Here is a 21563-nt window from a genome sequence, read left to right on the forward strand (position 1 = left end):
GCCTCACTTGCCCTCGTCGCCTTCAGCGGGAAACGGCCGCACGGGCGTGCCTGTATAGGCCCACAGCCATTCGCGCGGCAGCGGCCCCTTGTTGCGGTCGCTCTGCTGCGACTGCTCCCAGGCATGCGCCAGGATGCCGACCGAGCGCGACAACACGAACAGGCCGCGCGTCAGCGGCGGCGGAAAGCCGAGTTCGCCATAGATGACGGCGGTGGCACCGTCGATGTTGAGCGGTATCTTCTTGCGCTTGCGCCGCGCCACCTCCGCCTCGACCGCCTCGGCGATGTCGGCGAAGCGTCCGCTGACGACGCCGCGCGCGGCAAAATCGCGGGTCACCTCGATCAGCCGCGGCGCGCGCGGATCGATCGGATGGAAGCGGTGGCCAAACCCCGGCACATAGCCCTTCTCCTCGGCGAAGAAGCGATCGAGCCGCGCCGATACGGCTTCGCTGAGCGTCGCGCCCTGGTCTAGCGCCACGGCAATGTCGCCGTAGAAGGACAGCGCCTGTTCGCCCGCGCCGCCATGCACGTCGCCCAGCACGTTGACGGCCGAGGCCATGGCGCTGTTGATGCCGACGCCACAGGTGATGGCCATGCGGGCAATGGCGATCGACGGCGCCTGCGGCCCGTGGTCGACGGCTGCACCCAGCGCAATGCCAAGCAGCGCCGCCTGGTCCTCGCTTGGCAGTTCGCCGCGCAGCATCAGCCAGATGACAGCCGGAAAGCTGACGCGGCCGATCAAATCCTGGATTTCATAGCCGCGTAGCCGGATGATGCCGGGGCTCATCTCGATGATGCCGGTCTGCCACCATTCCTCACCGCGCTCGCGGCCGGTCTTTTTGTCCCCCTCGCTCACGCGCTTCTCCTGGTGCGCGGCGGCAGGGCGGAAAAAACCTCGTCCATGTGTTCGCCGAGCACAGGCGGCGGCAGGACCGGCAAAGGTGCCTGGCCATCGACCATGAAGCCGCCGCGCACGACGGTCAGCGGCTGCTCCATGCCGGGCAGTCCCTGGAAGCGGGTGGTCATGTCGCGCTCGGTCACCTGGCGCTCGCCCAGCACCTGCGGGATGGTCAGCACCCGGCCCGCCGGCACGCCGGCGCGGTTGAACTTTTCTTCCCAGGCGGCGGCCGAGGCGCTGGCCAGAGCCGTCTCGATCAGCGCCTTCAGCGCCGCGCGGTTCTGCTTGCGGGTCTCGCGTTCGGCAAAGCGCGGGTCCGATGCCAGCTCCGGCTGGCCGATCAGCTGGCAGAGCGTGACGAACTGTTCCTGCTTGTTGGCGGCGATGTTGAGCAGGCCGTCGCCGGTGCGGAATGCACCGGAGGGCGCTGCCGTCATGTTCTCATTGCCCATCGGCTTTGGCTCGACGCCGGCCGTCAGGTAGTTGGACACCGGCCAGCCGAGCGCCGACAGCGTGCATTCGAGCATCGAGACATCGAGAAACGCGCCCTCGCCTGAGGTCTTCTGCTTCACAAGTGCTGCGGCAATGGCAAACGCCCCGACCAGTCCACCCAGCGTGTCGGCGACGGGATAACCGACCCGCAAGGGTGCGGTCTCCGGCGTGCCGGTGACGCTCATAATGCCGGAAAGCCCTTGGATGATCTGGTCGTAGGCCGGATTGTCGCGCATCGGCCCGGTCTGGCCGAACCCCGATATGGCGCAATAGACGAGACCGGGGCGAACCTCTTTCAGCTTCTCACAGCCGAGCCCAAGGCGCTCCATCACGCCGGGACGAAAATTCTCGACCAGCGCGTCGGCCGAGGCGACCAGATCGAGGAAACGCTCGCGATCGGCTTCGCTCTTGAGATCGAGCACCACCGATCGTTTGCCGGCGTTCTGCGCCAGGAACGATGCGCCCATGCCGGCTTTGTTGAGCGCCGGCGAGGCGCCGAGTTGGCGCGCCAGATCGCCGCCTTGCGGCGCCTCGACCTTGATGACGTCGGCGCCGAGCAACGCCAGCTGGTAGGCGCAGTAAGGCCCGGCCAGCACATTGGTCAGGTCGAGAACGCGGATGCCGGCAAGCAGATCGGTCATGATGCTCCAGATCGCTCAGGCATCGCCCGGCACATGCTCCGGTCCACGCCGGCGCCTATGCTCAATGAAGGCCCAGATATGCGGACCGGCGAGCCCGATGAAGGCGAGGATCAGCAGTACCAGCGACAGCTTGTGGGTGTAGAACACCGACCAGTCGCCGTTCGAGATCGTCATCGCCCGGCGGAACTGGGTTTCGGCGAGCGGCCCGAGGATCATGCCGATGATCACCGGCGCGGTCGGGAAATCGAAGCGCCGCATCAGGAAGCCGGCGGCCCCCAGGAGGTAGAGGATGATGAGATCGATCGGCGATTGCGAGATGCCGTATGTGCCGACGGTGGCGAACACCAGGATGCCGGCGTAGAGTTGCGGCGCCGGAATTTTCAACAGCCGCACCCACAGCCCGATCAGCGGCAGGTTGAGGATGACCAGGATGACGTTGGCGATGAACAGGCTGGCGATCAGGCCCCAGACCAGATCGGCCTGCGTCGTCAGCAGCAGCGGCCCCGGATTGATGCCATAGCTCTGGAAGGCCGACAGCATGATCGCGGCTGTCGCCGAGGTCGGCAGGCCAAGGGTGAGCATCGGCACTAGCACGCCGGCGGCCGAGGCATTGTTGGCGGCTTCGGGTCCGGCGACGCCCTCGATGGCGCCGACCGTGCCGAACTCCTCCTTGTGCTTCGACAGCTTCTTTTCGATGGCGTAGGACAGGAAAGTGGGGATTTCGGCGCCGCCGGCCGGCATGGCGCCGATCGGGAAGCCGATGAAAGCGCCGCGCAGCCAAGGCTTCCACGAGCGCCCCCATTCGGCTGCCGTCATGTAGAGTGAGCCTTTGAGCGGCACGATCTCGTCCTTGCCGGCATAGCGGCGCGAGGCCATGTAGAGAGTCTCGCCGACGGCAAACAGACCGACCGCGGCAATGATGACATCGACGCCGTCGAGCAGTTCGTTCGTGCCGAAGGTGAAGCGCGGCTGTCCGGTCTGCAGGTCGACGCCGATCATGCCGATGACAAAGCCGAGGAACAGGCTGGTGAGGCCGCGCACCGACGACGAGCCAAGCACCGCTGACACCGTGATGAAGGCGAGCACCATCAGCGAGAAATATTCGGCCGGCCCGAAAGCCAGCGCGAACTTCACCACCACCGGCGCCAGGAAGGCAACGCCCAGCGTGCCGATGGTACCGGCGACGAAGGAGCCGATCGCCGAGGTCGCCAGTGCCGCGCCGCCACGGCCGGAACGGGCCATCCTGTTGCCTTCCAACGCTGTGACGATGGTGGCGCTTTCGCCGGGCGTGTTGAGCAGGATCGACGTCGTCGAGCCGCCATACATGGCGCCGTAATAGATGCCGGCGAACAGGATGAAGGAGGCTTCCGGCGCCACCTGGTAGGTGATCGGCAAGAGCAGCGCGATGGTCAGCGCCGGCCCAAGGCCGGGCAGCACGCCGATGGCGGTGCCAAGCGTGGTGCCGACCAGGCACCACAGCAGGTTCATCGGTGAGAAAGCGACGGAAAATCCGTGTCCGAGATGGCCGAGCGTTTCCATGGCTTCAGCCCCTCAACGTGGTGACGATCGCGTCGATCACCGTGTTCAGCTGGTTTTCGATGAAGCCGGCGCCGATGTTGACGCCGAGCGCCCTGGCAAAGCCGAAATAGGCGGCCAGCGCCAGGATCAGACCAGTCAGCGCATCGCGCAGCGTGTGCTTGCTGCCGAAGCCGTAACAGACAAGCACGAACATGATGACCGAGGCGGCGGTGAAGCCGAGCGGCTGGATCAGCACCAGATTTGCGACCAGACCGGCAACGACGATGCCCATCGCCTTCCAGTCGGTCGGCGTTTCCTTTTCCTCCTGCGGCTGCCAGCCGCCGCGCACCGCGGCAAGGATGAGCAGCAGCGAAAGCACGATCATGCCGGTCATGGTGATGTAGGGAAAGACAGTCGGCCCAACCTTGGAATAGAGCGGCGACACCGGGATCGCCAGGGTCTGCCACGCCACGGCCGCGGCACAGGCGAGAAGCCCGATGCCGATCAACAGTTCGGGCATGGCAAGGCGCGAGGGCGCCGGCTGCTGGTCGCTGCTGCTCATCAATGTCCTCCCAATATGGCCGGCATCCTCCTGCCGGCCGCATCCGCAGTTTCACTCCCACCGCATGATATGTCCATGCTGCAGGCGAAAGTCGGAAAGGGGCGGCCCAAGCCTCGAAAAGTGTGAAGCGGTTTTCCGTCCGGAATTGCGTTAAAACAAAAGTTAGAGCGGTTCACCGTTTCCGTGAAACGGTGAACCGCTCTATAAGTGTTAGGCGAGGCCGAGATCCTTGAGGATCGCGGTGATGCGGGCGGTGTCGTCGGCGAGGAATTTGGCGTAGTCGTCGCCGGTCAGAAGGATGGGCGTCCAGTTGCGGTTCTTGCACTCGGTCGCCCAGGCGTCGCTCTTGGCCATGGTTTCAATCATCGTGACCATCGCCGCCTTGTCGGCATCGGACACGCCGGGCGGTGCAAAGACGCCGCGCCAGTTGAACAATTCGACATCGATGCCGGCTTCCTTCATCGTCGGTGCGTCGATGCCTTCCTGGCGCTTGTCGGCGGAGATCGCCAACAACCGAAGCGCACCTGCCTTGATCTGCTCGGAGAACTCGCCGAAGCCGGAAATGCCGGCAGCAACCTGGTTGCCGAGCAATGCCGACAGCGCCTCGCCGCCGCCGGCGAACGGCACGTAGGAGAGGTTGGTTGCCGGAACACCGACCGTCTTGGCGATCAGGCCGAACAATATGTGGTCGGAGCCGCCGGCCGAGCCGCCAGCCACCGGAACCTTGGTCGGATCGGCTTTAAGCGCGGCAACGAAATCGCCGGCCGTCTTGAACGGCGAATCCGCCGGAACCACCAGCGCCTCGAACTCGCCGGTGAGGCGGGCGATCGGCGTCACTTCGGACAGGTTGTTGGCCGATTTGTTGGCGATGATGGCGCCGACCATGACCATGCCGGCCACCATCAGCGAATTGCCCTTGCCCTTCCACTGGCTGATGAATTGCGGCAGGCCGACCGTACCGCCGGCGCCACCGACATTGGTGATCTGCGAGCCGGAGATCAGTTTTTCACTGCGCAGCACCTGGTCGATGGTGCGCCCTGTCTGGTCCCAGCCGCCACCGGGAGCGGCCGGCACGAAAATCTGGATCTGCGGTGCATCCTGAGCGAAGGCGGGCGTCAAATGCGTTGCGACGAAACCGGCAGCGCCTGCTGCCGCGGTGCTCATCAAAAATCTGCGTCTGTTCAGCATGGGATTCCTCCAAATCACGACACCTCCTCCGGTGCCTGCCAGAAACGTAGCCTGAAAACAGACCCGCTCGGCAAAAATTCATGCCGATTTCGATACGTTCTGTCAACAGGAACGGCGTTCTACTAGGCAGAACAAAAGATGTGAGGTACAGTCGCTTCGGTCGGCCTAGAGCAATTCCAGGAAAAGTGTGATCGGTTTTCCCACAGGAATTGGGCAAAAACAAAGAGATAGAGTGGCTCGCCGTTTCCGTGAAACGGCGAAACGCTCTAGTCCGAGCGAGTAAACTGGCATGAAACTGTCCGTGAGATGACCGAGGCGCGACCCCAGCCGTTACAGGCAGATGGCGTTGCCGCGCTCGATCGCGCGATCGCCATTCTCGACGCTTTCGCCACCGCCGACCGCTCGCTCAGCCTGGCCGAAATCGCGGCGCGGACCGGGCTCTACAAGAGCACCATATTGCGGCTGGCGAACTCGTTGCTGCGCGGGCAGTTGCTGGAGCGGCTCGACGATGGCCGCTACCGCATCGGGCCAGCCACCTTCCGGCTCGGCGCGCTCTACCAGCGCTCGGTGGTGGCGGTCGACATACTGTTGCCGATCATGCGCGATCTCGCCGAGCGCAGCTGGGAAAGCGTGGCGTTCTATGTCCGCTCGGGCGACGCCCGCACCTGCCTCTACCGCGTCGAATCCAAGCATCCGATCCGCTATACGATCCGAGAAGGCGACCTGCTTCCATTGCTTTCCGGCTCGGGCGGCCGCGTGCTGGCGGCGTTTTCAGGCCAGCAGGGCGAGCCATACGACACCATCCGCCAAACCTGCTACTACCTGTCGATCGGCGACCGCGACCCGGAGACGGCGGGCGTGTCGGCGCCGGTGTTCGGACCTGGGCACGTTCTGCTCGGCGCCTTGACACTCGCCGGTCCATCGACGCGTGTCGATACGGCCTTTCTGCGCCGCATGACGCCGGCTTTGCTGGAAGCAGCCGCCCGCGCCACCCGCGCTTTCGGCGAGGATGCATCAGCCCTCGAACATGCAGGCGTGAAGGCAGGCAACCTCACCTAGTGCGGCCAAGCTCCGCAACGCGATCAAGCATGTGCGGTTTGCGTGGTGTTTCCACCCGCTCTTGCAAGCTCCCGATACCGAATGTATTCTTGTAATTTACTCGAATACAACCCAATTTTTGCGAAAGATTGTGCACCTGACTCCGCGCAAGCAAATTCTACAGAAATCGAACCAATCCGAAAGCAAGTATCCGAAGAATTTATTTGCTGTTAATGCCGGTAGGCTAGTCAGTCAATCGTCGCCGGATATAGGCGACATTGGGAGGGGGCGTCGCTTGGCCAGCATCTGGTCGGCAGGCAATTCGCAAGGAGCCGTGGCTATACCCATGGAAGCTTGATGAGGCTGTCACCAACAGACACCAGCCCCCGTCTTCTCGGGCTGGTCTGGCCATTCATCCTCGTGGTTCTTGTCCAGGCCCTGGTTGCCAGCGGCAGCCTTTACACGCTCTCGGCGGTACGCGCCTATGTCGGCGGCGAGAGCCACTGGTCCAAGGGACAGAAGCAGGCCATCTATTTTCTCAGTCTCTATGCCGAAACCGGCAAGGAAGAATTCTTCAACGAGTATCGCGGAGCCATCGCTGTTCCGCTCGCCGATCGTTCGGCTCGACTTGCCCTCGAGCAGCCCGAACCCGACATCAGCTCCGCCCGCGCGGGCTTCCTGCAAGGCGGCAACCACCCCGACGATCTGACGGGATTGATCTGGCTGTTCCAGAACTTCCGCGAGGTGAGCTATCTCGACATTGCCATCCAGCATTGGACGGCCGCTGACAGCATGATTCTAGAAATCGATCGGCTCGGTACCACGATCCACCAAGGATTTTTGGAAGGGGCGGTTTCGGCTGCGCAAATCAGTACCTGGAAAACCCAAATCCATCAACTTAACCATCTGATCGGTCCCCTTTCCAAGGCCTTCTCCGACAGCCTCGGCGAGGGATCCCGTTTCATCAAGATGGTGCTGACGCTCGCCAACCTGGCTACCGCCGCCTTGCTCATCTTGCTCGCCGTGTGGCGCACCCGCAAACTGCTGGCGCAGCGCCGAGCTTTCCAATCCGCCCTCAACGCAGAACGCGAGCGCGCCCAGATCACCCTCGCCTCGATCGGCCAGGCTGTCATCAGCACGCAAGCGGACGGACTGGTGGACTACATGAACCCCGTCGCCGAGCGGCTGCTGGCACACTCGCTCCACATGGCCAGGGGCAAGCCGATCGCCTCGCTGTTCCGCTTGCTGGACAAGGACAGCGGTGTAGAGGAACTCGGGTTGGCGGAACGCCTGCTGGCTGGCGAGCCACGTCGCCCCAACGTCCGCCCGCAACTGCTGCAGCGCGCGGACGGCTCGGTCATTCCCGTGGCGCTGACCGGCGCGCCACTGCTCATTTCCGGCCATGTGGTTGGCGCAGTGCTGGCCTTCCACGACATGACGCGCGAACAGGACTACATCGAGCGGCTCTCCTGGCAGGCCTCGCATGACGCGCTGACCGGACTTGCCAACCGCCACGACTTCGAAAGCCGGCTGGAGTCGGAAATCGCCGAATTGCGTCACAAGCCCCGTCAGCACGCGCTGATGTACCTGGATCTCGATCAGTTCAAGCTTGTCAACGATACGTGTGGTCATGCGGCCGGCGATCAGTTGCTGCGGCAGATTTCCATTCTCCTCGGCAATGCGCTGCGACCGGGCGACATGCTGGCGCGGCTGGGTGGCGACGAGTTCGGCGTTCTGCTGTTCGATTGCAGCCTGGATCTCGCTGTCGACATCGCCGAACGCCTGCGTGCAACGGTGCAGGACCTGCATTTCACCTGGGAGGCCAGGCCTTTCAACAGCAGCGTCAGTATCGGCATGGTTCAGATCACCAATGCCGAAATCACGCTTGAAGAGACCCTGCGGGCTGCGGATGTCGCCTGTTACATGGCCAAGGAAAAAGGCCGCAACCGGGTTCAACTGCACAGCGACAGCGATGTCGCCCTGCGCGAACGCTTCGGCGAGATGGCCTGGGTTCAGCGCCTGCATGCCGCGCTGGAAGAAAACCGCTTTGCGCTTCATGCCCAGGAGATCTGGCCGCTGAACGAGGCGGCCGCGGAAGCCGGCGCGCATATCGAGATCCTGCTGCGGCTGACCGACGAGGACGGTCTCGTCGTCTCGCCCGCCAGCTTCATTCCGGCGGCCGAGCGCTATGGGTTGATGCCGTCGATCGACCGTTGGGTCGTGCGCAACACCTTCGGCGTCCTGGCGGCGCGCCTCGCCGATCCAACGGCCTCCCCCATCACCACTTGTGCCATCAATCTTTCCGGCGCCAGCTTCGGCGACGAGACCTTCCTCGGCTTCCTGCGCGAGCAGTTTCTTGCCTATGGCATTCCGCCGAAAATGATTTGTCTGGAGATCACGGAGACCAGCGCCATCGCCGATCTCGCCAATGCCATGCGCTTCATTGCCGATCTGCGCGGCTTGGGTTGCCGCTTCGCCCTCGACGATTTCGGCTCCGGCATGTCGTCGTTCGCCTACCTGAAACACCTGCCCGTCGACTATCTGAAAATCGACGGCAGCTTCGTCAAGGACATGCTGGAGGATCGGATCGACCGTGCCATGGTCGAGATGATCCATCATATCGGCAAGGTGATGGGCAAGCGCACCATTGCCGAATTCGTCGAAAGCGACGGCATCATCGCGGCACTGAAGACCATCGGCGTCGACTATGCGCAAGGCTATGCGATAGCCAGGCCGCAACCTTTCAAGGCCTCCATGACGCTGCTGAATCCAGCGGAGCCGGCAAAGGGGAGGGACAAAGATCGATGGAACGCCCTTGCGCGAAAATTGCGCAAGGCCGGATGACAAGAAAAGCCGTCGCCGGACTTCGTCAGTTCGCCTTGACCAGCACCACGCGCCGGTTCTTGGCGCGGCCGGTTTCGTCGTCATTGCTGGCGACGGGCGCCATCATGCCGGCGCCGGCGGCAGTCAGCCGCCCGCCGTCAATGCCGTATTTAGAGACAAGCGCCGCCTTCACCGACTGCGCCCGCCGCGACGACAGGTCGATATTGTAGTCGAAAGCGCCCTGATTGTCGGTGTGGCCGACGACGATCACCGCCATGCCGGGTTCGTTGGTCAAAAGCGTCGAGATCTCCTTCAGCGTCGGCTCCGATTCCGGCTTGATGACAGACTTGTCGGTGTCGAAGAAGATGCCGTAGAGCGAGATCGAGCCGGTGGTGGAGAGCGAATCCGCCATCTTGGCGGCCTCGACGACCACCATCTTCTTGTCGCGCGCCTTCGGCTCCAGCACCTGGACGACGGCGATGGTGCGGCCGTTGAGTTCCTTGCAGTAGAGGTCATCGATCAGCGAGTAGGCCTGCACAGTGACATAGGCGTCGCCGCCATCCTGCGGCACCTTGGCTGAGAAGAAGCGCTGGTCGTTGATGCCCGTGGTTACTGCACAGGCGCCATTGGAAAACGCCGCGTCCTTGATGTCGCTTTCATGGAAGAAATACATCATCAGGCTCGTGTCGCCGCCACCGCCGCTCGACGACCGGTCGGCAGCGCCGCCGCACTCTTCCTTCTTGCATTCGAACAGGACTTCGCCGCCGGCGGCCTCGATCACATCCTGATAGTTGCGCAGCACTTCGAGCGGCGAGCGCTCGGCTGGCAGCACATAGGCGATGCGGGTCAGCGCACCCTCGACCTCGGCCTTCTTGTCCGGTGCATAGATACGATTGTTCATCGTATCGCGCGCGTCCGCATCGGCACTCGGCTTCAGCCGCGACAGCGGCACGGTGAAATCGGTATAGGCGAATTTTTCGTAGGAGACGATGAACGACCCCTCATAACGCTTGGCCAGATGATTGTCGGCCGCGCCTTCGATGTCGGCGGTCGGCACCGTCGCATCGGCGCCCGCCAGCCGCACGGCCGCCAGCAGCAGCAACCCCGCCCAGAAAAGCTTCAGAAGTATCGCATTGATCGCACGCATTGGCCTGCCTCCCCCAAGAGCAATTCCGGGAAAAGTGTGAGCGGTTTTCCCACAGGAATTGCGTCGCTAGATCAGGATGGCAATTTTTCCAGAACGAGGCAATTGCGTCGATGAAGTGCTTCACACCAGCCGCTCAAGCAGGATGGTCGGCCCATCGTGATAGGTGGTTTCCAGCACTTTGGTGTAGCCGCATTTTGCCGCGACGTTCAGCGAGCCGGTGTTTTCCGGATCGATGATGCAGACGGTTCTGGCGCCGGCAAAGGTTTCGTCGCCCCAGGCCAGCGCCCGCCTGACGACTTCGCTGGCAAAACCCTTGCCATGCGCCTGCGGCGCCAGCGCCCAGCCAGCTTCGGGGATGCCTTCGAGCGACGGCTCGATATCGCGCTTCAGATCGTGAAACCCGGCCTCGCCGATGAAGCGGCCGCTGGCCTTGTCCTCGACCGCCCAGAAACCGTAACCGAGCAGCGACCACAGGCCGGCGTGCCGCAGAAACCGCATCCAGCTTTCCTCGCGCGTCCGCGGCTTGCCGCTGATGAAGCGGGTGGTGACGGGATTGGCCCACATGACGGCATAGTCGTCGAAATCATCGATCCGGTGCGCCCGCAGGATGGTCCGCTCCGTCTCGAGAACCGGGACGCCGGCTACTTTTGGATTGCCCATGAAACTCTGCCTCCGTTGACGGTCGTCGCTTAACAGACCAACGCTCGCCAACAAGGGCCAAGGCGCATCATCGTACGGCCAGCGAAACCATCTCGATCAATCAAGCTAGGGTCAGGATGTGGCGTCAATGACACTGATGACTGGACAGGAAGCAGCCTGCCTCTGGGAATTCTGCCGAACGATGCTACCTTCCGCGACCGGTCCGGTGAGGGCCGGACTCGACACCGCCAACGGGAGGAGCGCGCCATGGACACCACCGATCTTGTGCTTGCCATTTTCCATCATCTGCTGGTGTTCTCGCTGGCCGGCATCATCGGCGCCGAATTCGTCCTGATCCGCAGCGATCTCTCCGCCGTCACGCTCAAGCGGCTTGCCGGCATCGACCGCCACTATGGCATCATCGCCAGTCTGATCATCATCATCGGCATCGGCCGCGTCATCTATGGCCTGAAGGGCTGGGAGTTCTACGTCTACAACTGGGTGTTCTGGGCCAAGATCGCGGCGTTCGCCATTGTCGGCATGCTGTCGATCATCCCGACCATCCGCTTCATCTCCTGGAACCGGCAGGCCAGCGGCAGTCCCGGCTTTCAGGTGCCGGCGGCGGAGCTCGCCTCGGTGAAGACCTATGTGCGCGCCGAAGCCTTCATCTTCCTGCTGATCCCGATCTTCGCGGCGGCCATGGCGCGCGGCTACGGTTATTGAAGCAACGCCAACACGAAACCGCATCGCCGCCGGGCATACTCCCCACCGATCGCCATGCTTGCGGACGACTGTATTTTGCAGTTTGCGTCAGGCGACAATCTGTTAGCCTGCCAATGTTGCACATCGCTGGCGGGTTCCGGGCAACGGTTGGAAATTGATATCCTGGGAGGAGAATTACGATGAGGAAATTTGTTGCCTGCCTGGCCGCCGCCGCGGCCGTCACGCTTTATTCGTTCACCGCCGGCGCACAGACCTATCCCGAGCGCACCATCAGCGTCGTGGTGCCGTTTGCGGCCGGCGGTCCGACCGACACGGTAACGCGCCTTGTCGCCGAAGCCATGTCGAAGGACCTCGGCCAGCAGATCATCGTCGAGAATGTCGGCGGCGCCGGCGGCACGCTGGGCGCCGGCCGCGTCGCCAACGCCGACCCGGACGGCTACACGCTGCTCCTCCATCACATCGGCATGGCGACAAGCGCCACACTCTACAGGAAGCTCGCCTACGACACGCTGAACGCCTTCGAATATGTCGGCCTCGTCACCGAGGTGCCGATGGCCATCGTCGCCCGCAAGGATTTGGAGCCGACCGATCTCAAAGGGCTGGTCGAATACGCCAAGGCCAACAAGGACACCATCACCGTCGCCAATGCCGGCATCGGGGCGGCCTCGCATCTGTGCGGAATGCTGTTCATGAGCGCCATCGGCACGCCGCTGGTCACCGTGCCCTACAAGGGCACCGGCCCGGCCATGACCGACCTTCTCGGGGGCCAGGTCGACATCATGTGCGACCAGACCACCAACACCACCAAGCAGATCCAGGGCGGTTCGATCAAGGCCTATGCCGTCACCACGCCGGAACGCCTCGATGTCATGAAGGACGTCCCGACGACGATCGAAGGTGGCCTTCCCGCTGTGCAGGTCGGCATCTGGCACGGCCTCTATGCGCCGAAAGGCACGCCGGCCGCGGTCACCGACCGGCTGTCGAAGTCGCTCCAGGTGGCGCTGAAGGACCCCAACGTCATCGCCCGCTTCGCCGAACTCGGCACCAAGCCGTCATCCGAAGCCGATGCGACGCCGGCGGCGCTGAAGGCCAAGCTGGAAGGCGAGATCACGCGCTGGAAGCCGATCATCGAAGCCGCCGGCCAGTACGCCGACTGAGGACTTGAACGGGGCGCTTCCGGCGCGCCCCGCTTTCATTCGTTTTCACATTTGCAACGGCAGGCCCGGGGCCTGGGAGGACCGTCATGAAACCTTTCGCAATCGACAGGACAAACGGCCTGTGCGCCGCGCTGTTCATCTTTTTCGGCGCCTTTTTCGCGATACAATCGCTCGGACTTGAGATCGGCACCGCCTTCCGCATGGGACCGGGCTATTTCCCGCTGGTGCTGGCGATCGTGCTGATCGTGCTCGGCGCCATCATCCTCGTCCAGGCGGTGCGCGTCAAAGGTGAACCGATCGGCCCCATTGCCTGGCGCGGCATGCTGTTCATCCTGCCGGCGCCGATCTTCTTTGGCCTGACGGTGCGCGGCCTCGGCTTCATCCCGTCGATCTTCCTGACGGCGCTGATCGCCTCCTTTGCCAGCGGCCGCATGAAGCCGCTGACCGCGCTTGTGCTGTCAGCCGGCCTGACACTGTTCTCGGTCCTGGTCTTCAGCTACGCGCTCGGGCTGCCGTTCCAGCGCTTCGGCCCATGGCTGCCCCAATGGCTAGCATTGTGAGGTGATGAGATGGACCTGCTCAACAACCTCGCACTCGGCTTTTCGACAGCGACTACGCCGGCCAATCTTGGCTTCTGCCTGATCGGCGTTCTGCTCGGCACGCTGATCGGCGTCCTGCCCGGCATCGGCGCCACCGCAACCATCGCCATGCTGTTGCCGATCACCTTCCAGATCGGCGACCCGGTTTCCTCGCTGATCATGCTCGCCGGCATTTACTACGGTGCCCAGTATGGCGGCTCGACCACAGCCATCCTCATCAACATGCCCGGCGAATCCTCCTCGGCCGTCACCGCCATCGACGGCTACCAGATGGCCCGCAACGGCCGCGCCGGGGCAGCGCTCGCCATCGCTGCGATCGGTTCGTTCTTCGCCGGTACGGTGTCGACCTTCCTGGTTGCTGTCTTTGCCCCGCCGCTGACGGCGATAGCGCTGCAATTCGGCGCGGCGGAGTATTTTTCGCTGATGATCGTCGGCCTCGTCTCGTCCATCGCGCTCGCCCATGGCTCGATCGTCAAGGCAATGGCGATGGTCGTGCTCGGCCTGCTGCTCGGCATTGTCGGCACCGACATCTACACCGGTACGCCGCGCTTCACGCTGGGCATCCGCGAATATGCCGACGGGCTGAACTTCGTCGCGGTGGCGGTGGGCGTGTTCGGCGTTGCCGAGATCCTGCGCAACCTCGAAAACGAGCACGAGCGCACGGTGTTGATCAAAAAGGTCTCCGGCCTGATGCCGACCCGCGACGACTTCAAGGCCATGGCAGCACCCATCGTGCGCGGAACCATCATCGGTTCGGCGCTCGGCATCCTGCCCGGCGGCGGCGCGGTGCTTGCGGCTTTTGCCTCCTACACGGTCGAAAAGCGCGTGTCGAAACACCCGGAGGAATTCGGCAAGGGCGCGATCGCCGGCGTCGCCGGGCCGGAATCAGCCAACAATGCCGGCGCCCAGACCTCCTTCATTCCGATGCTGACGCTGGGCATTCCGGCCAACCCGGTCATGGCACTGATGATCGGCGCCATGATCATCCAGGGCATCGTGCCTGGCCCCAATGTCGCGACCGAGCAGCGGGCACTGTTCTGGGGCATCATCGCCTCGATGTGGATCGGCAATCTGATGCTGATCGTGCTGAACCTGCCGCTGATCGGGCTTTGGGTGAAGCTGCTGACGATCCCTTACTACGTGCTGTTCCCGATCATCATGGCGTTCTGCTCGATCGGCGTTTACAGCGTCAACACCAACGCCTTCGATCTGAATGCCGTCGCCTTCTTCGGCCTGCTCGGCTACGTCCTGACCAAGCTGCGTTGCGAGCCCGCACCGCTGCTGCTCGGCTTCGTGCTCGGCCCGTTGCTGGAGGAAAACCTGCGCCGCGCCATGATCCTGTCGCGCGGCGACCCCTCGACCTTCGTGACCCGGCCGATCAGCGCCGGCCTGCTGCTCGTCGCACTCGCCGTGCTCATCGTCGTCTTCCTGCCGTCGGTCAAGAAGAAGCGCGAAGAGGTGTTCGTGGAGGAGAACTAGTTATCCGGAACGTCGGAGAGGCCGAGCGCCGCGATCTCCACCAGCGGCGCCGGCACATCGGTGGTCTTCTCCGCCGCCTTGCAGATATCGGCGATGACGCAGGCCGGGCAATCCGGCTTGCGCGCCTTGCAGACATAGCGGCCATGCAGGATCAGCCAGTGATGCGCATGGCGCATATATTCGTCCGGAATGATCCGCAGCAGTCCCTGCTCGACCTGTTCCGGCGTCTTGCCCGGCGCCAGTCCCAGCCGGTTGCCGATGCGAAAAATGTGCGTGTCGACCGCCATCGTGTGCTGGCCGAACGCCATGTTGAGCACGACATTGGCGGTCTTGCGCCCGACCCCCGGCAGCTTGACCAGTTCATCCCTGTCGCCGGGCACCTCGCCGCCATAGTCGCGGATCAGCGCCTCCGACAGCGCAATCACGTTCTTGGCCTTGTTGCGCCAGAGCCCGATGGTTTTGACGTACTCGCCGACCCTGGCCTCGCCCAGCGCCAGCATCTTTTCAGGCGTGTCGGCGACCTTGAACAGCGCCCGCGTCGCCTTGTTGACGCCGGCATCGGTCGCCTGCGCCGACAGCACCACCGCCACCAGCAGCGTGAAGGCGTTGACGTGCTCGAGTTCACCCTTCGGCTCCGGCCGCTGCACCGAAAACCGTCGGAAGATCTCATGCACTTCGGCGGCGCTGTAGAGCGAACGAACCCTTGCCGGCCGTGGCCGCGGCTTCGCGTTCGAGCCGTCGCGCCGGCCTGGCGGCAGTTCACTTTTGGGCATGGAAGAATCTTTGGACTTGGGGCTAGCCATTTCCCCCCTATAATATCCCGCCATGAGCGACACAAACGCCTCGTTTCAGGCTGACGAGCCCTTCTTTCACGCATTGTTGACCCCACACCGGTCGCTGGGAAGGACGGGCTTCCTGATCCTGATGGGCGCGCTGCTGTTCGGTTGGGTGGTGACCGGGGCGTTTTTCCTGTCGCGCGGCGCCTGGCCGGTGTTCGGCTTCTTCGGGCTCGACGTGATCGCCGTCTACATCGCCTTCCGCGCCAATTACCGCGCCGCCCGCGCCCGCGAGGAGGTCTCGGTGTCACGCACCAGCCTCGACATCCGCAAGACCGCGCCCTCGGGCAAATCGGAGGCGCATCGCTTCAACCCGTTCTGGGCGCGCTTTTCCGTCGCCCGCCACGCCGAGATCGGTATCACCAGGATGACGGTGGAAGCACAGGGGCAGAATGTGCCGATCGGCTCATTCCTGGATCCAGACTCCCGCGAAAGTTTTGCGACCGCGTTCTCGCGCGCTCTTGCGACCGCTAAGACGCGCTGAAGCGGCGCCTCAGAAACGGAAGCGTAGGATTCTGCCGACCTTGCGCAGTGCGGGAATGTGTCTCCAGAGCACGATGAACAGTTTCGCGGACCAGCCCATGTGAGTGGTGCGTTCGGCGCTGTAGGCCGAGATGTCATCGACGAAGCGCAGCTTCGGAACGGCGCGCTCCAGTTCGTGCGGGTCGTCGATCGCCCAGTGGACCTCGGCGCCGGTCGCCCTGATGGTCGGATTAAGGCGAAGCATCTTCAGGCCGAATCGGCCGTAGGCGTCGAACATCAGCTCGCCGCCGGCAAGATGCGAGACGAGACGCGACAACAGGCGTGGCCCTTCCTCGGCCGGGAGATAAGGCGTCAGCCCCTCCATCACCACGACGGCCGGGCGATTGCGTGGCACTTGCGTCAGCCAGTCCGGTTCGGTCACCGACGACGCGACGAGGTGATAATTGTCCCGGGACGGGTAGAGCTTGCGCCTGAGGTCGATGACGTCAGGAAAATCGACATCGAACCACTCCACGCCATCGGGCGGATCGACGCGGAAGATGCGCGTATCGAGCCCGCTGCCGAGATGCAGCACGATGGCCCCAGGATTCCTGGCGATGAAGTCCTGAACGCGAACATCAAACGTCCTGGCGCGGATCGCCAGGCCGATGCCGAGATTGGTGTCGACCTTGAGCCGAGAAAAATCATAGTCGATGGCGCGCACAGCCTCATCGGCGAAACGGTCTTTGAGCAGCGAATGCTGCAACCGGCTCTCCAGCGCCTTGCCGTAGAGCGTCATCAACAAGGTCTCCCTTGCCCCGGTCAGGTTTACCTTTTCGCCGGCCATCGGCATCTCCCGCTTGGCAATGCAGTGTCTATTTGGGAACGGTCGGCGACAAGGCAAGTTTCGGGTGGTTGCAGAGCGTGCAAAGACCGATATTCGCGGTCAAGGAGATATTGCCATGAACGCCCAGATGACCATGAATACGCAGATGAAACCGACGCCGATCCTGCAGCACGACATCACTCCCGAAGGCAGCGACTACGAGGTCGTGCGCCGCGCCATCGAAAAGATCAGCCTCGACTATCGCGACCAGCCCTCGCTGGAAGCTTTGGCAGCCGATGTCGGCGAGACGCCGACCGGCCTGCAAAAGCTGTTCACCCGCTGGGCTGGCCTGTCGCCAAAAGCCTTCCTGCAGGCTGTCACCCTCGACCATGCGCGCAAGCTGCTCGATTCCGGCATGCCGCTCTTGGAAACATCGTTCGAGCTTGGCATGTCCGGCCCTGGCCGGCTGCATGATCTCTTCGTCACCCATGAGGCGATGTCGCCGGGCGATTACAAGACGCGCGGCGCCGGGCTGACTATCCGCTACGGCTACCACATCTCGCCCTTCGGCATTGCGCTCATCATGGTCACCGACCGCGGCCTTGCGGGGCTCGCCTTCAACGATCCGGGCGGCGAGCGGGCGGCCTTCGCCGACATGTCGGGCCGTTGGCCGAACGCGACCTATGTCGAGGACATGAGCGCCACCCAACCCTATGCCGCGCGCATCTTCGATCCGACGCTGTGGCGCGCCGACCAGCCGCTGCGCGTGGTGATGATCGGCACCGACTTCCAGCTGCGTGTCTGGGACGCGCTGCTCCGGATCCCGATGGGCAGGGCCTGCACCTACTCCTCGATCGCCGCCGGGATCGGCGCGCCGAAGGCGAGCCGTGCGGTCGGCGCGGCAGTCGGCGCCAACCCGCTGTCCTTCGTCGTGCCGTGCCACCGGGCGATCGGCAAGTCCGGCGCGCTGACCGGCTACCATTGGGGTCTGACGCGCAAACGCGCCATCCTCGGTTGGGAAGCGGGCCAGACCGCTTCCTGAAGGACCCGCATCAAACAACACCGGCGAAAACCCTTCGCCGGTGTTTTTCTTTTTGCGAGCCCTCGGAAGTCGAGCAAAACATCCGCACGCTCTGGCAAGCCGCCGGCTTACAGGTTAGCTTCCCGCGCATTCCCGCAGGAGGCCTTTTCTTGATCATCGTTGTCGGCTCGATCAACCTCGACCTCATCGCCAATGTCGACCGCTTGCCTTCGCCGGGTGAAACGGTCCGCGGCTCCGGTTTCACCACCGCGCCCGGCGGCAAGGGCGCCAACCAGGCGCTGGCCGCGGCGCGCGCCGGCGCCAAGGTGCGCATGGTCGGCGCCGTCGGCAAGGACAACTTTGCCACCGAGGCGCAGGCGCTGCTTGTCGCGGGCAAGGTCGATCTGTCGGGCGTCGGCCAGAGCTTCGCTTCCACCGGCACGGCGCTGATCCTGGTCGGCGCCGACGGCGAGAACGTGATCGCCGTGGTGCCGGGCGCCAATGATTCGGTGCTGCCGGGCGATCTTGCCAAAGCTTTCCTTGGGAAAGGCGACGTCGTCCTGCTGCAACACGAAATCCCGCTGCAGACGGTCGATGCAGCGCTTGACGCCGCCCGCGCCGCCGGCGCGATCACCGTGCTCAACACCGCGCCCTTCCGCGGCGACGCGGCTTCCTTTCTCGGCAAGGCCGATTACGCCGTTGCCAACGAAATCGAATTCGACCTTTACGGCGAGGCGCTGTCGCTGAAAGGCCGCGACCGCGCGGCGCGCATGCGCGACTTCGCCGGCAAGACCGGCCGCACCATTGTCGTCACGCTCGGCGGCGACGGCGTGCTGGCCGCGACCCCGGACGATTTCCTGACCGTGCCGGCACTGAAGATCACCCCGGTCGATACGGTCGGCGCCGGCGACACGTTTTGCGGCTACCTTGCCGCCGGGCTGGCGGCGGGCCTGCCGCTCGAACAGGCTCTCATCCGCGCCGCCGCGGCCGGCTCCCTGGCCTGCCTGAAGCCCGGCGCCCAGCCGGCGATCCCGCTGGCGGCGGACGTCGATGCCGCCCTGCGTAACGCCGCCGGATGACAGTGATGCGCCCCGCCACGAAGCACGCCGTGCCGCCGGCCGGCGATATTTGCCGCCTTTCCGCCATCGACATTGTCGAGGCGATCAGGCTTCGTCGCCTGTCCGTACGCGACGTAGTCACGGCCTTCCTCGACCGTATCGAGGCGGTGAACCCGCTGGTCAACGCCATCGTGTCGCTGCGCGAGCGCGCAGACATTTTGCGCGAGGCCGACGCGGCTGATGCCCATCTGGCGCAGGGCGGACAGACCGGCTCCCTGTTCGGCCTGCCGATGGCGATAAAAGACCTCGCCATGACCAGCGGTTTGAGGACCAGTTTCGGCTCGCCGATCTTCGCCGATTTCGTGCCGCAGGAAGACGATTTCTTCGTGGAGCGTATCCGCAACGCCGGCGCCATCATCATCGGCAAGACCAACGTTCCCGAATTCGGGCTGGGATCCAACACCTATAACAACGTGTTCGGCCCGACGTTGAACGCTTTCGATCCGGCGCTCACCGCCGGCGGCTCGAGCGGCGGCGCTGCGGTCGCCCTTGCGCTGGACATGGTGCCTGTCGCCGACGGCAGCGATTTCGGCGGCTCGCTGCGCAATCCGGCCGCCTGGAACAATGTCTATGGCTTCCGCCCGTCGCAGGGCCTTGTCCCCGGCGGACCGGACGTCGAGGTCTTTCATGCCCAGATGGGCGTTGACGGGCCGATGGGCCGCAATGTGCGTGACATGGCGCTGCTGCTCGATGTGCAGGCGGGCTATCACCCGCAGGCGCCACTGTCATGGGACAAGCCTGGCTCCTTCCTCGAAGGGTTGGCAACACCGGCAAAGGGCGGCCGTATCGGCTGGCTCGGCGATCTCGGCGGCCATCTGCCGGTCGAAGCCGGCATCCTCGATCTGTGCGAATCCGCACTCGGGCGCTTCGCCGAGGCATCCTTCGTGACCGACCCCTTGCTGCCGGATGTCGATTTCGAAGCGCTGTGGCAGGCCTTCGTGACGCTGCGCCAGGCGACCGGCGGCTCCGCGCTCAAAATCCACTATGACGACCCGCACAAGCGCGCCCTGCTGAAGCCGGAAGCCGTTTGGGAGGTAGAGAACGCCATGCGGCTGACGGCGCCGCAGGTCCGCGCGGCGTCGGTTGTCCGCACCTCCTGGCACCGCACGCTGCTGTCGCTGTTCGAACGCTTCGATCTCATCGCGCTGCCGACGGCGCAGGTCTTTCCTTTCGAAGTCGGCATCCCCTGGCCGCAGGAGGTCGCCGGACGCGCGATGGACAGCTACCACCGCTGGATGCAGGTTTCGGCCTTCGCCACACTGGGTGGCTGTCCGGCGCTCAACGTGCCGGTCGGCTTCGACGCCGCGGGCAGGCCGATGGGCATGCAGCTGATCGGCCGGCCGCGCGGCGATCTCGCCGTGCTGCGGGCCGGCGCGGCCTATGAGGCGACGCTGCCGTGGCAGGCCGGAGCCTCCTGATGTCAACCCGCGGCTGCCGGCGACCTCTCCTGCCGGCTTGCACCGGCGTCGCCGGCGTGCATTGATCAGGCCCTGCCGCGCCCGCGCGAGGCGCATTCTGCTGAGGAAATCCCCGAGGAATCCCAATGTCGCTGGAACTCTACGCCGCCTATGTCCTTGCCTGCATCGTCATCATCCTGGTGCCCGGCCCGACCGTGACGCTGATCATCGCCAACAGCATCCGCCACGGCGCGCGCGCCGGGCTCGCCAATGTCGCCGGCACGCAGGCCGGGCTTGCCGTGATGATCGCCATTGTCGGCATCGGCCTCAACACGCTGATATCAGGCATGGGCCACTGGTTCGAATGGGTGCGCCTGATCGGCGCCGCCTACCTGATCTGGATGGGCGTGCAGATGTTCCGCGCCAAGGGCACGCTGAACGCCGACGGCACCGCCAGGAAGCCGCGCGGCGGCTTCTTCCTGCAGGGCTTGGCTGTGGCGCTGAGCAACCCCAAGACGCTGGTCTTCTTCGGCGCCTTCTTCCCGCAGTTCATCGCCCCTCAGGGCAATTACACGCTGCAGATCGTCGTCATGGGCCTCACCGCCATGATCTTCGCCGCCGTCTCGGATTCGACCTACGCGCTCGCCGCCAGCCGCGCCGGCCGCCTGCTCTCGGCCAGCCGCATCAAACTGATGTCGAGGATCAGCGGCAGTTTTTTGGTCGGCGGCGGCCTGTGGTTGGCCTTTTCGAAGGCGAAGTAACGGCGCCTTTTCCTTCTCCCCTTGTGGGCCTGTTGCGTTATCGGGCTTTGGATGCCTGGAGAGACGGCAGGGGCGCATCGAGGTGCTTTCCGGCGCGGGTTTGCGGCCGGATAGGGTAGGAGTTGGCGTATTCGGTGGGTTTCGGGCGCAGTGCGACCCAGGCTCAGGTGGCCAGCGTTACCCAGCGGCGCATGTTGAAGGCCATGGCCGCGATGAGGACCTGTCCTGCCGCCTTGGCC

At 64.2% G+C, this 21563-nt stretch carries 20 protein-coding genes; 11 read left to right on the forward strand and 9 right to left on the reverse strand.

What is annotated here, in order from left to right; all coding sequences use genetic code 11:
- Positions 1-3: 3 nt before the first annotated feature.
- The 5 genes from AC1D1N_RS31175 to AC1D1N_RS31195 all read right to left on the reverse strand — a co-directional run bounded on the left by AC1D1N_RS31175 (position 4) and on the right by AC1D1N_RS31195 (position 5298).
- A complete protein-coding gene (locus AC1D1N_RS31175) occupies positions 4-855 on the reverse strand; it encodes a citryl-CoA lyase (protein WP_477353131.1) in 852 nt (283 codons plus the stop codon).
- Positions 852-2030 (reverse strand): CaiB/BaiF CoA transferase family protein, encoded by a 1179-nt coding sequence (locus AC1D1N_RS31180; protein ID WP_477353133.1) that lies wholly within the window; start codon positions 2028-2030, stop codon positions 852-854. Before AC1D1N_RS31180 ends, AC1D1N_RS31175 begins: the two co-directional genes overlap by 4 nt.
- Positions 2031-2045: 15 nt before the next feature.
- Positions 2046-3569 carry a tripartite tricarboxylate transporter permease gene (locus tag AC1D1N_RS31185; protein WP_112562639.1) on the reverse strand — a complete coding sequence of 508 codons (1524 nt, stop codon included), beginning with the start codon at positions 3567-3569 and terminating at the stop codon, positions 2046-2048.
- A gap of 4 nt (positions 3570-3573) precedes the next feature.
- Positions 3574-4110 carry a tripartite tricarboxylate transporter TctB family protein gene (locus tag AC1D1N_RS31190; RefSeq protein ID WP_477353135.1) on the reverse strand — a complete coding sequence of 179 codons (537 nt, stop codon included), beginning with the start codon at positions 4108-4110 and terminating at the stop codon, positions 3574-3576.
- Between the two features lie 210 nt (positions 4111-4320).
- Positions 4321-5298 (reverse strand): Bug family tripartite tricarboxylate transporter substrate binding protein, encoded by a 978-nt coding sequence (locus AC1D1N_RS31195; RefSeq protein ID WP_477353137.1) that lies wholly within the window; start codon positions 5296-5298, stop codon positions 4321-4323.
- Between the two features lie 306 nt (positions 5299-5604).
- On the opposite strand from AC1D1N_RS31195, the gene AC1D1N_RS31200 reads away from it, so the two are divergent.
- Complete coding sequence (locus AC1D1N_RS31200; protein ID WP_477353139.1) at positions 5605-6357, forward strand: IclR family transcriptional regulator; 753 nt, start codon at positions 5605-5607, stop codon at positions 6355-6357.
- Between the two features lie 336 nt (positions 6358-6693).
- Positions 6694-9180: an EAL domain-containing protein gene (locus AC1D1N_RS31205; protein WP_477353141.1), complete on the forward strand. Its 2487-nt coding sequence runs from the start codon at positions 6694-6696 to the stop codon at positions 9178-9180.
- A 25-nt stretch (positions 9181-9205) separates the two neighbouring features.
- Here the strand turns inward: AC1D1N_RS31205 and AC1D1N_RS31210 are convergent, their stop codons facing one another.
- Together AC1D1N_RS31210 and AC1D1N_RS31215 are read right to left on the reverse strand one after the other, a co-directional pair.
- On the reverse strand, positions 9206-10306 hold the full coding sequence (locus tag AC1D1N_RS31210) for an OmpA family protein (RefSeq protein WP_477353143.1): 1101 nt from the start codon (positions 10304-10306) through the stop codon (positions 9206-9208).
- A 120-nt stretch (positions 10307-10426) separates the two neighbouring features.
- The gene (locus tag AC1D1N_RS31215; RefSeq protein ID WP_112562651.1) at positions 10427-10966 is read right to left on the reverse strand and encodes a GNAT family N-acetyltransferase; all 540 of its coding nucleotides are present in this window, start codon (positions 10964-10966) and stop codon (positions 10427-10429) included.
- A 246-nt stretch (positions 10967-11212) separates the two neighbouring features.
- Between AC1D1N_RS31215 and AC1D1N_RS31220 the strand changes: the two genes are divergently transcribed.
- From AC1D1N_RS31220 to AC1D1N_RS31235, 4 genes are all read left to right on the forward strand, one after another.
- Positions 11213-11668 carry a DUF2214 family protein gene (locus AC1D1N_RS31220; protein WP_436261372.1) on the forward strand — a complete coding sequence of 152 codons (456 nt, stop codon included), beginning with the start codon at positions 11213-11215 and terminating at the stop codon, positions 11666-11668.
- Between the two features lie 179 nt (positions 11669-11847).
- Positions 11848-12825 (forward strand): tripartite tricarboxylate transporter substrate-binding protein, encoded by a 978-nt coding sequence (locus AC1D1N_RS31225; protein WP_477353146.1) that lies wholly within the window; start codon positions 11848-11850, stop codon positions 12823-12825.
- A gap of 86 nt (positions 12826-12911) precedes the next feature.
- A complete protein-coding gene (locus tag AC1D1N_RS31230; RefSeq protein WP_436261374.1) occupies positions 12912-13385 on the forward strand; it encodes a tripartite tricarboxylate transporter TctB family protein in 474 nt (157 codons plus the stop codon).
- A gap of 9 nt (positions 13386-13394) precedes the next feature.
- Entirely contained in the window at positions 13395-14903 is a 1509-nt protein-coding gene (locus AC1D1N_RS31235; protein WP_477353148.1) for a tripartite tricarboxylate transporter permease, read from the forward strand.
- On the opposite strand, the gene nth is transcribed toward AC1D1N_RS31235, so the two are convergent.
- Positions 14900-15706: an endonuclease III gene (gene nth, locus AC1D1N_RS31240; protein ID WP_436261376.1), complete on the reverse strand. Its 807-nt coding sequence runs from the start codon at positions 15704-15706 to the stop codon at positions 14900-14902. The two genes, AC1D1N_RS31235 and nth, sit on opposite strands and share 4 nt — an antisense overlap.
- Before the next feature lie 22 nt (positions 15707-15728).
- Here nth and AC1D1N_RS31245 point away from each other — a divergent pair, with 22 nt between their 5' ends.
- Positions 15729-16223 (forward strand): DUF2244 domain-containing protein, encoded by a 495-nt coding sequence (locus AC1D1N_RS31245; protein ID WP_112562662.1) that lies wholly within the window; start codon positions 15729-15731, stop codon positions 16221-16223.
- Between the two features lie 9 nt (positions 16224-16232).
- On the opposite strand, the gene AC1D1N_RS31250 is transcribed toward AC1D1N_RS31245, so the two are convergent.
- Positions 16233-17048: a class I SAM-dependent methyltransferase gene (locus AC1D1N_RS31250; protein WP_477353150.1), complete on the reverse strand. Its 816-nt coding sequence runs from the start codon at positions 17046-17048 to the stop codon at positions 16233-16235.
- Positions 17049-17163: 115 nt separating this feature from the next.
- Between AC1D1N_RS31250 and AC1D1N_RS31255 the strand changes: the two genes are divergently transcribed.
- The 4 genes from AC1D1N_RS31255 (at position 17164) to AC1D1N_RS31270 (ending at position 21324) form a co-directional block, all read left to right on the forward strand.
- Positions 17164-18069 (forward strand): methylated-DNA--[protein]-cysteine S-methyltransferase, encoded by a 906-nt coding sequence (locus AC1D1N_RS31255; RefSeq protein ID WP_192259147.1) that lies wholly within the window; start codon positions 17164-17166, stop codon positions 18067-18069.
- 149 nt (positions 18070-18218) lie between these two features.
- Entirely contained in the window at positions 18219-19127 is a 909-nt protein-coding gene (locus tag AC1D1N_RS31260; RefSeq protein ID WP_477353152.1) for a ribokinase, read from the forward strand.
- Entirely contained in the window at positions 19124-20584 is a 1461-nt protein-coding gene (locus AC1D1N_RS31265) for an amidase (protein ID WP_477353154.1), read from the forward strand. Before AC1D1N_RS31260 ends, AC1D1N_RS31265 begins: the two co-directional genes overlap by 4 nt.
- A 125-nt stretch (positions 20585-20709) precedes the next feature.
- On the forward strand, positions 20710-21324 hold the full coding sequence (locus tag AC1D1N_RS31270) for a LysE family translocator (RefSeq protein ID WP_352559662.1): 615 nt from the start codon (positions 20710-20712) through the stop codon (positions 21322-21324).
- Positions 21325-21563: the final 239 nt, after the last annotated feature.

This window comes from Mesorhizobium sp. P2_B5, assembly GCF_056404775.1.

Excerpts from the sequence above, each read along its gene's own strand:
- AC1D1N_RS31180 (WP_477353133.1), bottom strand. The coding sequence starts at position 2,030 with ATGACCGATCTGCTTGCCGGCATCCGCGTTCTCGACCTGACCAATGTG.
- AC1D1N_RS31185 (WP_112562639.1), bottom strand. The coding sequence starts at position 3,569 with ATGGAAACGCTCGGCCATCTCGGACACGGATTTTCCGTCGCTTTCTCA.
- AC1D1N_RS31190 (WP_477353135.1), bottom strand. The coding sequence starts at position 4,110 with ATGAGCAGCAGCGACCAGCAGCCGGCGCCCTCGCGCCTTGCCATGCCC.
- AC1D1N_RS31195 (WP_477353137.1), bottom strand. The coding sequence starts at position 5,298 with ATGCTGAACAGACGCAGATTTTTGATGAGCACCGCGGCAGCAGGCGCT.
- AC1D1N_RS31200 (WP_477353139.1), top strand. The coding sequence starts at position 5,605 with ATGACCGAGGCGCGACCCCAGCCGTTACAGGCAGATGGCGTTGCCGCG.
- AC1D1N_RS31205 (WP_477353141.1), top strand. The coding sequence starts at position 6,694 with ATGAGGCTGTCACCAACAGACACCAGCCCCCGTCTTCTCGGGCTGGTC.
- AC1D1N_RS31210 (WP_477353143.1), bottom strand. The coding sequence starts at position 10,306 with ATGCGTGCGATCAATGCGATACTTCTGAAGCTTTTCTGGGCGGGGTTG.
- AC1D1N_RS31215 (WP_112562651.1), bottom strand. The coding sequence starts at position 10,966 with ATGGGCAATCCAAAAGTAGCCGGCGTCCCGGTTCTCGAGACGGAGCGG.
- AC1D1N_RS31220 (WP_436261372.1), top strand. The coding sequence starts at position 11,213 with ATGGACACCACCGATCTTGTGCTTGCCATTTTCCATCATCTGCTGGTG.
- AC1D1N_RS31225 (WP_477353146.1), top strand. The coding sequence starts at position 11,848 with ATGAGGAAATTTGTTGCCTGCCTGGCCGCCGCCGCGGCCGTCACGCTT.
- AC1D1N_RS31230 (WP_436261374.1), top strand. The coding sequence starts at position 12,912 with ATGAAACCTTTCGCAATCGACAGGACAAACGGCCTGTGCGCCGCGCTG.
- AC1D1N_RS31235 (WP_477353148.1), top strand. The coding sequence starts at position 13,395 with ATGGACCTGCTCAACAACCTCGCACTCGGCTTTTCGACAGCGACTACG.
- nth (WP_436261376.1), bottom strand. The coding sequence starts at position 15,706 with ATGGCTAGCCCCAAGTCCAAAGATTCTTCCATGCCCAAAAGTGAACTG.
- AC1D1N_RS31245 (WP_112562662.1), top strand. The coding sequence starts at position 15,729 with ATGAGCGACACAAACGCCTCGTTTCAGGCTGACGAGCCCTTCTTTCAC.
- AC1D1N_RS31250 (WP_477353150.1), bottom strand. The coding sequence starts at position 17,048 with ATGGCCGGCGAAAAGGTAAACCTGACCGGGGCAAGGGAGACCTTGTTG.
- AC1D1N_RS31255 (WP_192259147.1), top strand. The coding sequence starts at position 17,164 with ATGAACGCCCAGATGACCATGAATACGCAGATGAAACCGACGCCGATC.
- AC1D1N_RS31265 (WP_477353154.1), top strand. The coding sequence starts at position 19,124 with ATGACAGTGATGCGCCCCGCCACGAAGCACGCCGTGCCGCCGGCCGGC.
- AC1D1N_RS31270 (WP_352559662.1), top strand. The coding sequence starts at position 20,710 with ATGTCGCTGGAACTCTACGCCGCCTATGTCCTTGCCTGCATCGTCATC.